The organism is Labilithrix sp. (assembly GCA_019637155.1).
Classification (GTDB): domain Bacteria; phylum Myxococcota_A; class Polyangia; order Polyangiales; family Polyangiaceae; genus Labilithrix.
The window spans coordinates 1-14,278 of the sequence record JAHBWE010000004.1 but is presented as its reverse complement, the minus strand read 5'-3'; the positions used below and the strand labels follow the sequence as shown (position 1 = coordinate 14,278).

Sequence of the window (14,278 nt, the reverse complement as noted above, 5' to 3'; positions counted from 1 at the left end):
ACGGAGGTTCCCCGCGCGCTCGCCGATTCGCGCAGGAGCTCGAGCGCCGACGCCTCGAGCTGCGGTCGAGACGTCGTCGGGAGCATCGGCTCCATCTGGGCTCAGCCCGCGAACTCGGCGACGTTGAGCGCGTGGTCGCTGTCGACCGTGAGCTCGACCTCACCCTCGACGTAGGGCCCGTGGTAGCGGAGCGCCTCGTTGTGGATCTCGAACGACGTGAGCGCGCGATGGAGGCGGTCGCTACAGAGGATGTGATCGATCAGGATCGGCGCGCCGCCGTGGAAGGACGAGAAGCGCCGCTCCGCCGGCATGTCTTCGCCCGCGGCGCGGAGGTGGTGACGATGCGTCGCGTCGAGGCCGCGCACGAGCCGGACCGGCAGCGAGGTCGGCGTGTCGTTGAGATCGCCGAGCACGCAGATGGCGTGGTCGGGCGACTTCGCGAAGACCTCGTCGACGAGGCCGCGCACGAAGAGCGCCTCCGCCGCGCGCTGGACGAGGCTGCGGATCGCCGACTGGCCGGCCATGTGCACGTTCGTGTCGGGGACCTCCTTGCCGGCGGCGCCCTTCAGGAGCGCGGGCAGGTTCGACTTGAAGTGCGCGGTGAGGACGTCGACCTCGCCGAGCGCGCCCGCGTCGACGCGCACGTGGACGATGCCGCGGCGGAGCGGGATGCGGCCGGCGTACGGATCGGGATCGCCCTCCACGAGCGGCGGGAACGGGAGCGACTTCGCGGTGTGGACCTGCGACCACTGGACCGGCAGGCGCGAGAGGATCGCGTTGCGGATGCCCCGCTTGTCCTCCGTCCCCAGCACCGGCGGGCCGTAGGAGAGGTCCTTCACTTCGGCGACGAGCCGATCGAGGATCTCGGCGCCGCCGACCTCCTGCAGCGCGACGACGTCCGCGTTCGCCCGGCGCAAGGACGCCGCGACGTTCGCGATCTTCTGGACGCCGACCGCCTGCTCGGTCGCGTTCCGCGGCAGAAAAAAGTCCTTCAGGTTGAACGTCGCGATGCGAAGCGCCATCGGCTCACGATGCTATCCTGTCTTTCATGGATGGGCTCCCGCTCGAAGTCGGCGAAGAGAAGATCCGCGCGCTCGTCGCGCACCTCGCGGCGCTGCGCGCCGAGCACGGCGACGCGTTCGCCGCGCCGGAGCTCGTCGAGCCGAACGGCCACTACTTCCCCGACGAGTTCACGCTCGATCCCGAAGGCATCGAGCGCGTCCTCCGGCGCATGCTCGGCTACGCCCCGGTCTCGGACGACCTCGAGATCGGGCTCGGCTTCATCCAGCCCGACGGCGAGGTGTCGGGCGGAGGCTGCGGCTCCGGCGCGTGCGGGACCGGCGGGCTGAAGGAGATCGCGCGCGGCGGCGCGGTCGAGACCGAGGACGGCTACGCCGCGCTCCTCCACGTCCAGGACGCGGGCGATCCCACCATCCTCACCACCTCGCTCGCGCGCTCGGTCGGGCGCATCGTCCTCTTCGAGGCCGACGTCGACGTCGACGCGCGCGACGAGGGAGCGGCGAGCGAGCTCACCGCGATCGCGGCCGGCCTCGGCGTCATCGTGCTGAACGGCGCGTGCGTCTACAAGAAGGGATGCGGAGGCATGAAGCGCCACCAGGCGACGTTCATGTCGCTCGAGGAGATCGCGCTCGCGACCGCGCTCTTCGTGCGCGTGACCGACGCGGCGCCCTCGCGCGTGCGGAAGCACCTCGAGGTCACCCAGCGCGAGGCGTTCGACGAGGCGCTCGCGTGGGTCGACACGCAGCCGACGCTCGTGAAGAAGCTCGCCACCCAGCCGGAGACGCTCACCGACGGCGTCTTCGACTTCGAGGCGAAGAAGGGCTTCCTCTCGCGCCTCTTCGCGTCGAAGAAGGCCGACGAGCTCGATCCCGCGCAGCTGAAGCGGCGCACGCTCTCCGACGAAGAACGCCGCCGCATCGCCGAGGCGAAGGCGCTCGTCGACGAGGCGCTCTCCGAGTCGTGAGCGACGACAAGCCGGTCCTCTGGGCGCGCTCGCTCGTGCCGGCGTGGGTGCCGTTCGCGTACGCGCTCGGCGTCTTCTGGGTGATCGGGCTCTTGGGGCACGCCGGCACGCCCGCGCAGCGCGCGTTCGTCGGCGCCCTCTTGCTCGTCGGCGTCCTGATCGTGTTCCTCGCGTGGCGGCGCCGCCGCGCCGAGGTCGGCGCCGAGGCGATCCGCATCCGCTGGGTCTTCCATCGACGCACGCTCCGCTTCGCCGACGTGCGCCGCGCGGCGCCGGAGGGGAAGAAACGTGTCGTCCTCACGACGACGAACGGGGAGACGATCGAGCTCTCGACCGGCTACCTCGACGCGGCGATGCCGCGCGACGTCCTCGAGCGGCTCTGGAAGGCGATCGCCTCCGGCGCGGAGGAAGGATCGCGCGGGCTCGAACGCGAGACCCTCGCGCGCTCGGGCCGCAGCACCACCGCGTGGCTCGCCGCGCTGCGCGAGCTCGGGAGCCCGGGCAGCTACCGCCGCTCGACGTTCTCGACCGATCGACTCTGGGCGATCGCGGAGAACCCCGGCATCGCGGCCGAGATCCGCGCCGGCGCGGTGGTCGCGCTCTCCGCCTCGACCCCGGACCTCGCGACGCGGGAGCGCTTCCGGCGCATCGGCGCGACGACGGTGGAGCCGAGCCTGAGCGCGCTGCTCGAGGACGTCGCGAGCGGCGGCGAGGTCGACGATCGCGCGCTCGACGGAATCGTGTCGTCGTGAGGTGACTGAACTATGCTGCGATCTCCCATGGATCGCAGGCCGCCCGAACCCGAGTCGGAGGAGATCAGCCTCTACGTCACGACGTACTACTCGCTCCTCCGCTCCACCGGCGAGGTGAAGGTCCGCGCCTTCGAGGAGGCGCACGCGTTCAGCGGGTCGAGCCTGCACCTCGGCGCGCTCTCGGACGTCCCCGATCTCTCCGCCTTCGCCTACGCCGCGGCGCGCCTCCCCGACTGCATGATCGGCGTCGACCTCGTCGTGCTCGGGCAGTCGCACGAGCTCTTCGAGGCGGCCGGCTTCCGCGTCCGCGAGTGGGCGATCGCGAAGACGCGCGGCCGCCGCCGGCCCCTCCGCTTCGACGGGCACAAGACGCTCGGCGTGTTCATCGCGAGCGCGAGCGACATCGACGACCTCGTCCCGATCCTCACCGCCTACCAGATCGAGTGGAACAAGATGCACGAGCGCCTCCGCCGCGCGTCGTCGTCCTTGGAGCAGCTCGCCGAGATCGCGAAGGACCCGAACGCGATCGCGCAGGCGCTCGGGGTGGAGGCGCACGAGGCGCAGAAGCTGCTCGACGCGCTCGGACCGAAGCAGCTCGAGAGCGGCTGGAAGATGCTCTACGAGAAGCGGCTCGACCTCCGCCTCCGCATGCTCGCGGCGTCGCACTCGCAGTACCAGCGCGCGGCGCAGCGATGGTGGGGCGGGATCGAGCCTTCCTACCTCCGCAAGGAGGAGCCGCGGCGGCCGCCGGTGTACTTCGTGTCGTCGAACACGCACGCGATCGCGAACCTCGTCGGCGGCTACGCGCAGAAGCACGCCGACGAGATCGTCGGCTGGGCGAAGCGCACCGATCCGGAGGGCCTCGGCGAGGAGGTCGCGCGCGCGGAGGCGTCCGGCAACCCGACCGACCTCGCGCCGCTCCTCTATTACCTCCTCCGCGGCTACATCCACTCGGCCGCGGGCTCGAAGAAGATGAACGAGGTGCGCGCCTTCGAGGCGGCGCACGGCCTCGTCCACCTCTCGGAGCCGGGGCACATCGACGTCGACGCGCAGATCGCGAAGCTCTGCGAGCTCGACCCGAAGCTCCTCGATCCGCGCCTCCAGATCGACGGCATCGAGAAGCTCGCCCAGAGCGACGCGGTGCTCCTCAACATCGACTACCCGCTCGGGATGGCGGCGTACCACCTGCTCTCGCGCGTGGGACAGGGCGTCGGCGAGCTGCGCGGCTTCTACGTGATGGGCAAAGCGGCGACGCTGAACGGCCGCGTCGGCGACGTGATGCTGAGCGGCGCGGTGTACGACGAGCACTCGCGGAACAGCTTCCTCCTCCGCAACGCGTTCACGGCGCGGGACATCGCGCCGTGGCTCCGGCACGGCAGCGTCTTCGACAACCAGAAGGCGGTCACGGTGCGGAGCGCGTTCCTCCAGAGCAAGGAGTACATGGACGCGTTCTATCGCTCCGGCTACACCGTGCTCGAGATGGAGGCGGGGCCGTTCCTCGCCGGCGTCTACGAGCTCGTGAACCCGCGCCGCTTCCCGCAGAACGAGATCGTGCACCTCTCCGCGCACACGAGCTTCGACGTCGGCATCCTCCACTACGCCTCGGACACGCCCTACTCGCGGCGCCAGTCGCTCCTCTCGAAGAGCCTCAGCTTCTTCGGCGTCGACGCGACGTACGCGTGCGCGATCGCGATCATGCGGCGGATCCTGCAGCGCGAGGTCGAGAGGCTATCCGCATAGGTTGACGTATCGATCGCCGCTCTGCGAGGATCGCCCCATGTTGCGTCATGGGGTGGTCCTTTCGGTGATGACGGTGCTCGCCTTGCTCATCGGCTGCTTGCCGCCGAAGGACAAAGGCGCGGCCGGCGCGGACACGAAGAAGGCTAAGCGCGTCTTCGACGGTCCCCTCGAGCTCTCGTTCGTCAACCGGACGAAGGACGAGCTGAGCGCCATCAGCGTGATCGAGGCCGAGTTCCATTCGGACAGGCGACGCGACGAGGAGTTCCTCATCGCAACGGGCTACGGCCACACCGACACCGCGCCGGCGATCCCGCCGGGCGGCTCCGCCAAGTTCGGCTTCAAGGCCGGCTCGTACACGATCACGGTGCGCGGCGGCAAAGGCATGCTGAGCCATCTCTTCGACTACAAGCTCGACGTCACCGGCTCGACCGAGATCGTCATCTACGACCAGGATCCGCCGAAGGACGTCCCGCCGCGCGCCGGCGTGCATCAGATCGTGGTCCTCTCCTTCACCGAGGACTCTCGGCGCAAGTCGCAGGAGCACGCCGCCCACGCGAAGGCCGCGCGCGAGGCCGACTACGACCGCTGCAAGAAGTTCGTCGCGCCCACGTTCGAGCACCCCGCCGCCGGCAAGATGAAGCTCGACGGCCAGTGGACGTGCGTCATGGGCGGCGGCGCGAGCGGAACGAACTTCGTGAAGCTCATTCAGCTCGCGGACGGGAAGATCACGGCGACGATCACCGGCGCCGATCGCAGCACGACCTGGGAGGGCATCGTGAAGGGCAACGAGGTCCGCTACCGCTTCTCCGGCTTCGACGCCACCGGCGGCATCCTCAAGGTCGATCCCGGCGGCCGCGCGATGACCGGCAACGGCGTCGTGTGGCTGCCCGAAGAAGGCCGCTGCAACGGCTACACGCTCACGTGCACGAAGTAGCGCGGGAGCTCAGGGCCCAAAGACGCGCACGCTGACGGCGCCGCCCGTCGTGACCGCGATCGCGCGGCGCCCCTCGCCGAGCGCGACGTAAGGGACGCCCGCGGCGCACTCCGCGGCGGTGAGCTCCGTCGTCGCGGTCGATACATGCAAAATGCACGTATCATCCTCGCTCACGGCGGAGACCTGGCTCGTCGGATCGAGCAGCGCGCCGGCGACCTTCGCGCCGGCGGTGAAGGTGCCCTTCTTCGCGATCGCGAAGGTGTGGACGTCGGGCGACTCCGCGGTGGGGCCGAAATACGTGAGCGCTCCGCCCGCGCCGGCGACGAGCCCGGCCGGCGCGCCCTTCGGGAGCAGCACGCGGCCGCCATCGCCGAACGACGCATCGAGCGCGCCGTCCGCGTCGAGCCGGAGCACCGCGGGCGTGCCGTCGGTCACGGTCGCGAAGCTGATCGCGCCGTCGGAGAGCGCGAGGAAGCTCGCGGCGGAGGGGGACTCCGTCGCGTCGATCCACGCGCCCGTTCCCTCCGCGAAGGTCGTGTCGATCCCGCCGTTCGCGGTGAGGCGGACCACCGCCGCCTTGCCGCCGGCGAGCGCGCCGCTCACGATGATGCGACCGGACGCGTCGAGCGCGACGTCGGCGGCGGTGAGATCGAGCGGATCGGGCATGAACGTGGGATCGAGCGCGCCGTCGGCGCCGACGCGCGCGGCGTAGTAGCGAGCGCCGCCACCGACGACGACGAGGCCGTCGGCTTGCGGGAGGACGCGCGCCTTCGCGAGCGACTCGACGCCGGGGAGCACGACGTCGGCGCTCGCGCTGCCGTCGGCCTTCACGAGCGTGAGGACCACGTCGTTCGTCTCGGCGACCGTGCGGTTCCGGAGCACCGCGATCGTTCCGTCGGCGCGGCGCGAGAGCGCGATCGCGGCCCCCTCCCCTTCGAGCGCCAGCGTACCCCCGGTCGCGAACGTGGCGTCGAGCGTGAGCGGACCGGTGGGGATCGTGTCGCCTTCTCCCAGGTTCGCCTCGGAGGAGCTCGCGGGCTCGTCGGCCGGGGGCGCGGTGCAAGCGACGGCGAGCAGCGCGATCGGCAGAAGGCGAACAAGGGAAGACATGCTGCGCCGCCAGCAATTTGCGTACCCTTACCTACATTGCCTCTTTCTCGCGACTTACGGGGCGCCGTTGCGGTCAACGGACCTCGGTTTCGTGGATCGAGGCCTCTCCGGTGAACGGTTCGATCGTGCGCGAGCGATTGCGCAATTCAGATTTCGAGGGCGATTCGGCGCGCGTCGCCCGCGAGCGTGAGCGGGGCTCGCGGAGGGCCGGCGTCCCAGATCGTCGACCAGAACGAGTCGCTCGGGCGCGCGCGGAGGCGGCGGCAGCGGAGGTCGACGCCGAGCGCGCAGACGACGACGTCCTCGAGCGCGTCGAAGCGCCGTGACATCTCTTCGAGGACGGGTCCCTCGAACGGACAGTAGAGGAGGATGACGCTCGCGTCTTCGAGCGAGGCCGTACGCGCGTCGCCGTGCTCGATGCGGACGCCGGGGCACGAGGGCGCGCGCAGGGCGAGCTCGCGCTGCACCTCGATCCCGCGGACCGCCGCGCCGGTGAAGAGATGCGTGAGGAGTGCAACCTTCCCGAGCCCCGCGCCGACGTCGAGCACGCGATCGTCGGGACGGACCGGGATCTCGTGCAGCGCGCGCACGAGCGCGGCTATGCCGGTCATGTGATGGCCGACGAGGTGCTCCCCCGGCGGCGCGGTCGACACCAGCGCGTCGATCCCGAGCTCGCGCTCGATCGCGGCGTCGCGCTCCGCCGGCGCGATCGCGGCGAGCCACGCGTAGAGATCAGGCCCGAAGCGCTCGGTCATCCGAGCGCGTCTCGACCAACGCATCCTCGACGAGGTCGAGGCGGTCCTGACCCCAGTAGAGATCGTCGCCGACGATGAAGGTCGGCGCGCCGAAGACGCCGCGCGCGTGCGCCTCGTTCGTCGACTCGCGGAGCGCGGCCTTCACCTCGTCGTCGCCGATCGTCGCGAAGGCCGCCTTCGCGACGCGCTCGTCGCCGACGCAGCGCGCGAGGACGGCGTCGTCGGTGATGTCCTCGTCGTCGGCCCACATCGCGCGGAACGTCGCGGCGCGGTAGCGATCGCGATGCTCCGCCGGCAGCGCGAAGTAGAGGCGGAGCGCCTTGAGCGAGTTGGTCGGGAAGCGCGACGGCCACTTGTACGGCACCCCCCACACGCGCGCCCAGCGCTCGAGGTCCGAGAGGAGCCAGCGCTGCTTCGCCTCGGAGAACGTGGCGATCGGGACGTCGGGGCCGCCGAGCGATTTGAAGAGCCCGCCGAGCAGCATCGGGTGCCACACCACCGTCGCGCCGGTCCGCTTCGCGAGCGCGTCGACCTGCGTCGTGCCGAGGTACGCGAACGGCGAGGAGAAGTCCCAGAACACCTCGAGGACCTTGCCCGTCTTCGGCGCGTCGGCGGCGGGCGTCGATGCGCGGCGCACGCCCTCGACCTGCTCGATGCGGTCCTGACCCCAGTAGAGGTGCTCGCCGTCGACGATCCACGCCGGCACGCCGAAGACGCCGAGCGCGATCGCGCGATCGGTGCGCGCGCGGAGGTCGTCCTTGATCGAATCGGTCGCTATCGCGGCGAGGATCGCCTCCGCGTCGTAGCCGGCCTTCGTGACGACGTCGGCGATCACGTCGGGCGAGGAGATCGCGCGCCCCTCGATCCAGTACGCGCGATAGAAGGCGGCGACGACGGCGGGATCGACGTTCGTCGCGATCGTCGCGCGGAGCGCCTCGACCGAGCGGAGCGGATGGCCCGCCGGCATCGAGAGCTCCACACCGAGCCGCTTCGCCCAGCGCTTCATGTCCTCCGCGTCGTACGCGACCCGCGCCGCGCTTCGCGTCGCGAAGAGGTTCTGCGGCTGGCCGTTCGCCTTCAGCACGCCGCCGAGGAGGAGCGGCTGCCAGGTGAGCTTCACGCCCATTCGATCGGCGACCGCCTGCGCCCGCGTCGAGCCGAGGTACGCGTACGGGCACGTGTAGTCGAACCAGAAATCGAGCGAGCGCGCGGGGAGCGTGCGGGCTTCTTCGATCGCGTTCATTCGTGCGCGGCTCTAGCACACGAGTAGATGGGCCGATGCCCACCCATGGATCGATGACCAACCACGCTCTGCGCATCCCGCAGCTGCGGGTAAGTCACCGCAATCCTGGATCATCTCCCAGCTTTCCCCGGGGAATACGTCTTGCTGTAGGCAAATGTAGCCAATGCACTTCGCTTCTCGCACCGCGCTCGTCGGCTTCTTTTTCCTCGCCGCCGGAGCGGCGTGCACCACCGCCGCGCAGAGCACGGGCTCGTTGGAGGAGGAGCATCGGCTCGGCGATCTCGTCACGCTGAACAACCCGTACGCGTGGGCGGAGATCTCGGCGGCGGAGCTCGGCAAAGGGATGACGGGGCCGGGCGGCAACCCCGCGCAGATGGTCGAGCGGAACGATCCGACGACGCTGCGTCTCCAGCAGTGGCTCGATCGCTATCACGTCATCGTCGGCGACGTGCTCCGCCAGCGCGGCGAGGTCCTCACCGCGCCGAAGCCGTCCGCCGCGCTCTTCAAGGTGTGGGGCCCGAACGCGTGGGTGTCGGCCGCGCTCGCGTGTCCGCGCTGGGCCGTGCGCCCCACCTCCCCGAACGGGCCGGCGGGCCCTCATCTCTTCGTGACGGGAGAGGGCGCGTGGGCGATGGATGTCTCCGCGCGCTGCGTGCAGCCGCAGAACTGGTTCGATCGAGGCGCCTTCGCCTCGTACTGGAACAGCCAGGCCCACGACTGCGAGATGGGTCTGTACGCCGACGGCGAGCTCGGGGTGACGAGTTGCTACGTCTACGGCAACACCGCGCAGCTCGCGACCTACGCCGTGTCGAGCACGATCGGCGTCACGCTCGACGCGATCACGTGGGGTGAAGAGGCGCGCGTCGCGGAGACGCTCGCGCACGAGCTCGGTCACTACTATCGCGCGCACTCGAACCCGGTCGTGAAGAAGCACATCGACTTCTTCTACCGCGACGATCCGAACGGCCCCGATCGCCCGGTCGAGCACGCGGAGAGCGATCGCTACGAGCAGATCATCGACGCGATCCACGCCTCCGGGAAGCCGGCGCGGCTGAAGGCGCAGACCATCTACAACAAGCGCCTCGCGCCGGTGGTGCTCGGGCTTCATTCGCTCTGCCCCAACGCGCAGATCTCCGACATGTATCGGCAGACGATCCTGTCCGGTCAGATAACGCCCGCCAACACGAGCGCCTACGTCGACTACGAGCGCGTCATCGCCACGTGCGGCCGGCAGGTCAGCCTCGCCGACCAGGCGAGCTACGACACGCTTCGGACGCTCCTCGAAGACGCGCGCATCCGCTGGGGGATCGAGGGCGCGACGTTGGACGCCGCGCTCGTGAAGCTCACCGCGACGCTCGACCAGGTCGATCGCAACGAGACCGCGCTCGTCGAGCACATGAAGACGGGGCAGTTCGGCTGGTACACCGACGAGCAGGAGGCCGACGACCTGAGCCTCGAGCTCGCGACGCGCGCGGGCTTCTCTCCCGCCGAGGTCATCGACGGCAACGTGCGCACCTACGAGCAGCTCGAGACCGTCTATCGCCAGGCCGGCGTCGTCCGAGCGGACGACGAGGTGCCGATGGCGACGTGCAAGCGATGGCTCGCGAACGGCTTCACCGAGAAGGGAGCGGACGGCGTGACGCGTCCGGTGTACGTGCCGCTCGGCTCGCTCTCGGACGCGCACCACGATGGTTGCTACCGCGTCTACAACCTCTGGCGCGAAGCGAAGCGACACAACTACGTGATCGGCCCGAAGCTCCCCGCGCTCAGCCCCGCGTGGAGCGAGATCCAGGCTCGCGCGCTCACCCTCGGCGGAAACAGGCCCCCGTCACTCGGCGACGGCACGGGAACCGGCACGGGCACCGGAACCGGCACGGGCACCGGAACCGGCACGGGCTCGGGCACTGGGACTGGCACGGGCTCGGGAACTGGCACCGGCACTGGGACCGGCACGGGCTCGGGCACCGGCTCGGGCTCGGGAACTGGAACCGGTACGGGCTCGGGCGGCAGCGACGGCGATGTCTCGAAGCCCGAAGACGCGGACGGCTCGAAGCCGGACGCGCCGGATCCCGAGGACACGGCGCCGCCGCCGCGCCGCAGGAAGCCACCGGTCGTGGCCGACACCGACGCGGGCGCGGCGCAGCCGACGGTCGTGGTCGTTCGCGAGGGCGGCTGCTCCGCCGCTCCGCATGCAGCCTCGGGATCGCTCCTGCCGCTCGCGTCCCTCCTCGCGACGGCGCTCCTCGCCCGCCGCCGCCGGGCCCGCCCGCGCTGACGCTACGCTCGCTCGATGATGGACGTCCTCGAGCATCTCTTGCGGTCAGCGCCCGCGGGCCCGATCGCGAACCTCGACGTGTGGTTTGCGCGGATCGCAGATGCGCCGTACGCGCAGCCGATCGATCGCGCGCTCTGGGCCGGCTTCGAGGCCGATCGCCTCGGCTACGCGTTCGTCGGCGGCTATCAGGCGGCGCTCGAGCGGCTCCTCGGCCTCCGCGACGGCAAGCGGCGCTCGCTCGCGGCGACCGAGTCCGGCGGCGCGCACCCGCGCGCGATCCAGACGCGGCTCGAGGACGGCGTGCTCCGCGGCGAGAAGACGTTCGCGACGCTCGCGACGCACGCGGAGGAGCTCCTCGTCGTGGCGAGCAAAGGTACCGGCGCAGACGGCAAGAACCAGCTCGTCCTCGCGCGTTTGCCGCTCCCGGCCGAGCGCGTCACGATCGCGCCGCGCGCGCCGACGCCGTTCGCGCCGGAGATCCCGCACGCGAAGGTCACCCTCGACGCCGTGCCGAGCACGTCCTTCGACGTCCTCGCCGGCGACGCGTACGTCGAGTACCTGAAGCCGTTCCGCACGATCGAGGACGCGCACGTCCTCGGCGCGACGCTCGGCTACCTCCTCGGCCTCGCGCGCCGCAGCGGCTTCGACCACGCGTTCATGGAGGGCGCCGCCGCGCTCGTCCTCGGCGTCCGCGAGGTCGCGCTCGCGCCGCCGAGCGAGGCGGCGAAGCACGTCGCGCTCGCGGGCCTCTTCACGCAGCTCCGCCGCCTCGTCACGGAGCACGACGCATCGTTCGCGAAGGCCCCACCCGACGAGCTCGCCCGCTGGCGCCGCGACCTCGGCCTCCTCATGGTCGCCGAGCAAGCACGCACCCAACGCACCGCCGCCGCGTGGCAAGCGCTCGGCTGACGCAGGTGCGGGAACCCGGCAAGACCTCGAAGCAGCGTAGCAGCGGCGGACTGAGCTACGCTCGGCGGCCATGAATCGCGCGACCATCCTCTTCGCGGCGCCCGACCGATCCGGGCTCGTCGCTCGCGTCTCCGGGTTCTTCGCCGATCAGGGGCTCAACATCCTCGAGGCGAGCAACTACACCGATCTCCATCGCGAGGGCGGAGCGCGGTTCTACATGCGGCTCGTCGTCGACCTCGGCGCGGCGACGACGCGCGCGACGATGGAGGCCTCCTTCCAGACTCATATCGCGACGCCGTTCGGCGGCGAGTGGTCCATCGGCTACGACGACCGCGTCGCGCGGGTCGCGGTGATGGTGACGAAGGACCCGACCTGCCTCTACGACCTCGCGCTGCGCCAGAAGCAAGGCGAGCTCCCGTGCGAGATCGCGCTCGTCATCTCGAACCACGCCGCGCTCGAGGGCGCCGCGCAATCCTTCCGCCTCCCCTTCTACGCCCTTCCGATCACGAAGGAGACGAAGCCAGAGCAGGAGGCGCAGGTGCTCGACCTCCTCAAGCGCCACGACGTCGACCTCGTGGTCCTTGCACGATACATGCAAGTCCTCAGCGACGATTTCCTCACCAAGTCGCCGCCGGTCATCAACATCCATCACGGCTTCCTCCCCGCGTTCCAGGGCGCGAAGCCGTACCACCAGGCGCACGCACGCGGCGTGAAGCTCATCGGCGCGACGGCGCACTACGCGACGAAGGACCTCGACGAGGGCCCCATCATCGAGCAAGACGTGCAGCGCATCACCCACGCGATGGGCCCCGACGAGCTCGTCCGCGTCGGCCGCGACGTCGAACGCGTCGTCCTCGCCCGCGCCGTCCGCGCACACCTCGACCGCCGCGTCATCGTCGAAGGCCGCCGCACGTTCGTGCTCTGATCGAGTCGCTCAACCTTCAGGTTCGATCCCCAACGCGCGAAGACGCGCCTCGAGCGCGCGGTTGCGTTCTTCGGCCGCCGTCACTCGCGCCTTCGCCTCTTCCACTTGCGCCTTCGCCTCTTCCACTTGCGCCTTCGCCTCTTCCACTTGCGCCTTCGCCTCTTCCGCCTGCGCGCGGTCCTCCTCGGCGATCGGAATGAGGTGACCGTCGAGGTCTGCCCATCGAAGCCAGCGGAAGCGAATGCCCTCGAAGACACCTTCCCAGAAGCGGAGGCTGAGCCCCACCGTGTCGAAGCGCGGTTCATCGCGGAGGGCGTAGGCACCGCCGTCGAGCGAGAACGTCAAGAGCTCCTCGGTGCGGAGCCTCCGCAGCGGATCGTAGACCGCATAGTACGGCACGCGCATTCGCTCGTAGTCGCGCAGCTTGTCGCTCAGCTCACCGCCGGGCGTATCGGACACAATCTCGATGACGACGTCCGGCGGCTTGCCGAACTCCCAGACGAAGTACGAATTGAGCCGATCCGGGCCGCTGAGCTGCGGCGCGCTCACGTCGACGCTGACGAACACGTCGGGGACGAGGGCCGGGTTCTTCGGGATCGCAAAGACGCCGACGTTCGCCGCCACGACGAATGGGCGCCCGGGTCTCCAGCCCGCGTAGAGCGGCCCGGTGAGCAGGCGCATCTGCTTTTCGGCGAGCCAGCTATCCACGGGCGCGCCGTCGTCCGTGATGAGGTGGCTCGTGTCCGGCGCGTGCGGCGTTCGTCGAGAGCCCTGCGACATGATCATCGATCGTACCTCCGGCGCGATGGGTCGTCACGACGCGTGCCCTCGCACGACGCGTACCCGCGATCGGCGTCAATCCTCTCGCTACGTTGCACGCGCGAAGGCCTGGCCCGGGCCGAACAGGGCCAGGCCAGGGGCCAGTTGGAGGTCGGTCACCGTTCCGTGGTACGCCGGACGAATGATGAGAGTCCGATTCGGGAGCGCGTTGTTCGTCGTCACCGTCCTGAGCACGCGCGTCGTGCTCGCGGCGCAGGACGACTGCCCTCCCGGTTCGGTCGACAAGACCGAGGACGGCTTCACGTGGTGCGAGCCGTCGGTCTGCCTCAACGACTCGCAGTGCAACCCGGGCTACGTCTGCGTGCAGATGCCGCTCTGCATGGAGGTCGGCGTCCTCTCGAAGCCCGGCGCGCCCGACGGCGGCAGCCGCCTCATCGCCCGCCAGATGTGCGCGGAGGGCACGTGCCCACAGAACCAAACATGCAGCGACCTGAAGCGATGCCTCCAGCGCGCCACCGCAGAGCGCATGAACAAGCTCCCCGGCGCCACTCCTTCGAGCTCGGCGACACCGTCCCCCGAACCGAAGAAGTCGTCCTGCGGCTGCCGCGCCGCCGGCGCCCCCAACGGCCCCGACGCGAGCTACGCCGGGCTCACGCTCGCGGCCCTCGGCGCAGCCGCGTTCGTACGCCGCCGACGCCATACGCCGCCGTGAAGACACCGCGAGCGCCCCGACATCGGGCTTCGTGATCGGCGTGGTCACGAGCCACGAAGACGAGCTTTGGGGTGGCCCCTGGCCTGGCCCTGGCCTGGCACTGCCAGGGGTCTTCGCGCGTATGTGCTGGAAATCGTGAGCTGTGGTCGTGAGCACGCG

General features: G+C 70.3%; 13 protein-coding genes. 8 read left to right on the top strand and 5 right to left on the bottom strand.

What is annotated here, in order from left to right; translation table 11 throughout:
* Nucleotides 1-101 precede the first annotated feature (101 nt).
* The gene (locus tag KF837_08650) at nucleotides 102-1,022 is read right to left on the bottom strand and encodes an endonuclease/exonuclease/phosphatase family protein (GenBank protein ID MBX3227369.1); all 921 of its coding nucleotides are present in this window, start codon (nucleotides 1,020-1,022) and stop codon (nucleotides 102-104) included.
* A gap of 26 nt (nucleotides 1,023-1,048) precedes the next feature.
* Here KF837_08650 and KF837_08645 point away from each other — a divergent pair, with 26 nt between their 5' ends.
* From KF837_08645 to KF837_08630, 4 genes are read left to right on the top strand one after another with little or no spacing between them, the layout of a single operon-like run.
* The gene (locus tag KF837_08645) at nucleotides 1,049-1,984 is read left to right on the top strand and encodes a hypothetical protein (GenBank protein ID MBX3227368.1); all 936 of its coding nucleotides are present in this window, start codon (nucleotides 1,049-1,051) and stop codon (nucleotides 1,982-1,984) included.
* Nucleotides 1,981-2,736, top strand: coding sequence for a hypothetical protein (locus KF837_08640; protein ID MBX3227367.1), 756 nt, complete (start codon nucleotides 1,981-1,983; stop codon nucleotides 2,734-2,736). Before KF837_08645 ends, KF837_08640 begins: the two co-directional genes overlap by 4 nt.
* A gap of 27 nt (nucleotides 2,737-2,763) precedes the next feature.
* Entirely contained in the window at nucleotides 2,764-4,476 is a 1,713-nt protein-coding gene (locus tag KF837_08635; protein ID MBX3227366.1) for a hypothetical protein, read from the top strand.
* 37 nt (nucleotides 4,477-4,513) lie between these two features.
* On the top strand, nucleotides 4,514-5,410 hold the full coding sequence (locus tag KF837_08630) for a hypothetical protein (GenBank protein MBX3227365.1): 897 nt from the start codon (nucleotides 4,514-4,516) through the stop codon (nucleotides 5,408-5,410).
* A 9-nt stretch (nucleotides 5,411-5,419) separates the two neighbouring features.
* Here KF837_08630 and KF837_08625 read toward each other — a convergent pair whose 3' ends face one another.
* The 3 genes from KF837_08625 to KF837_08615 all read right to left on the bottom strand — a co-directional run bounded on the left by KF837_08625 (nucleotide 5,420) and on the right by KF837_08615 (nucleotide 8,518).
* Nucleotides 5,420-6,520, bottom strand: a complete 1,101-nt coding sequence (locus KF837_08625) for a hypothetical protein (protein ID MBX3227364.1) — start codon at nucleotides 6,518-6,520, stop codon at nucleotides 5,420-5,422.
* 146 nt (nucleotides 6,521-6,666) lie between these two features.
* A complete protein-coding gene (locus KF837_08620; protein MBX3227363.1) occupies nucleotides 6,667-7,275 on the bottom strand; it encodes a hypothetical protein in 609 nt (202 codons plus the stop codon).
* A complete protein-coding gene (locus KF837_08615) occupies nucleotides 7,253-8,518 on the bottom strand; it encodes a 2-hydroxychromene-2-carboxylate isomerase (protein MBX3227362.1) in 1,266 nt (421 codons plus the stop codon). Before KF837_08615 ends, KF837_08620 begins: the two co-directional genes overlap by 23 nt.
* A 163-nt stretch (nucleotides 8,519-8,681) precedes the next feature.
* Between KF837_08615 and KF837_08610 the strand changes: the two genes are divergently transcribed.
* From KF837_08610 to purU, 3 genes are all read left to right on the top strand, one after another.
* Nucleotides 8,682-10,793: a hypothetical protein gene (locus KF837_08610; protein MBX3227361.1), complete on the top strand. Its 2,112-nt coding sequence runs from the start codon at nucleotides 8,682-8,684 to the stop codon at nucleotides 10,791-10,793.
* 15 nt (nucleotides 10,794-10,808) lie between these two features.
* Nucleotides 10,809-11,702, top strand: coding sequence for an acyl-CoA dehydrogenase (locus KF837_08605; protein ID MBX3227360.1), 894 nt, complete (start codon nucleotides 10,809-10,811; stop codon nucleotides 11,700-11,702).
* 70 nt (nucleotides 11,703-11,772) lie between these two features.
* Nucleotides 11,773-12,627, top strand: coding sequence for a formyltetrahydrofolate deformylase (gene purU / locus KF837_08600; GenBank protein MBX3227359.1), 855 nt, complete (start codon nucleotides 11,773-11,775; stop codon nucleotides 12,625-12,627).
* Between the two features lie 9 nt (nucleotides 12,628-12,636).
* On the opposite strand, the gene KF837_08595 is transcribed toward purU, so the two are convergent.
* Complete coding sequence (locus KF837_08595; protein MBX3227358.1) at nucleotides 12,637-13,407, bottom strand: Uma2 family endonuclease; 771 nt, start codon at nucleotides 13,405-13,407, stop codon at nucleotides 12,637-12,639.
* A 181-nt stretch (nucleotides 13,408-13,588) separates the two neighbouring features.
* Between KF837_08595 and KF837_08590 the strand changes: the two genes are divergently transcribed.
* Nucleotides 13,589-14,119: an MYXO-CTERM sorting domain-containing protein gene (locus KF837_08590; protein MBX3227357.1), complete on the top strand. Its 531-nt coding sequence runs from the start codon at nucleotides 13,589-13,591 to the stop codon at nucleotides 14,117-14,119.
* Nucleotides 14,120-14,278: the final 159 nt, after the last annotated feature.

What these genes read in the sequence shown, in the direction of transcription:
- KF837_08650 (MBX3227369.1), bottom strand. Translation starts at nt 1,022, where the DNA reads ATGGCGCTTCGCATCGCGACGTTCAACCTGAAGGACTTTTTTCTGCCG.
- KF837_08645 (MBX3227368.1), top strand. Translation starts at nt 1,049, where the DNA reads ATGGATGGGCTCCCGCTCGAAGTCGGCGAAGAGAAGATCCGCGCGCTC.
- KF837_08635 (MBX3227366.1), top strand. Translation starts at nt 2,764, where the DNA reads ATGGATCGCAGGCCGCCCGAACCCGAGTCGGAGGAGATCAGCCTCTAC.
- KF837_08630 (MBX3227365.1), top strand. Translation starts at nt 4,514, where the DNA reads ATGTTGCGTCATGGGGTGGTCCTTTCGGTGATGACGGTGCTCGCCTTG.
- KF837_08625 (MBX3227364.1), bottom strand. Translation starts at nt 6,520, where the DNA reads ATGTCTTCCCTTGTTCGCCTTCTGCCGATCGCGCTGCTCGCCGTCGCT.
- KF837_08620 (MBX3227363.1), bottom strand. Translation starts at nt 7,275, where the DNA reads ATGACCGAGCGCTTCGGGCCTGATCTCTACGCGTGGCTCGCCGCGATC.
- KF837_08615 (MBX3227362.1), bottom strand. Translation starts at nt 8,518, where the DNA reads ATGAACGCGATCGAAGAAGCCCGCACGCTCCCCGCGCGCTCGCTCGAT.
- KF837_08610 (MBX3227361.1), top strand. Translation starts at nt 8,682, where the DNA reads ATGCACTTCGCTTCTCGCACCGCGCTCGTCGGCTTCTTTTTCCTCGCC.
- KF837_08605 (MBX3227360.1), top strand. Translation starts at nt 10,809, where the DNA reads ATGATGGACGTCCTCGAGCATCTCTTGCGGTCAGCGCCCGCGGGCCCG.
- purU (MBX3227359.1), top strand. Translation starts at nt 11,773, where the DNA reads ATGAATCGCGCGACCATCCTCTTCGCGGCGCCCGACCGATCCGGGCTC.
- KF837_08595 (MBX3227358.1), bottom strand. Translation starts at nt 13,407, where the DNA reads ATGTCGCAGGGCTCTCGACGAACGCCGCACGCGCCGGACACGAGCCAC.
- KF837_08590 (MBX3227357.1), top strand. Translation starts at nt 13,589, where the DNA reads ATGATGAGAGTCCGATTCGGGAGCGCGTTGTTCGTCGTCACCGTCCTG.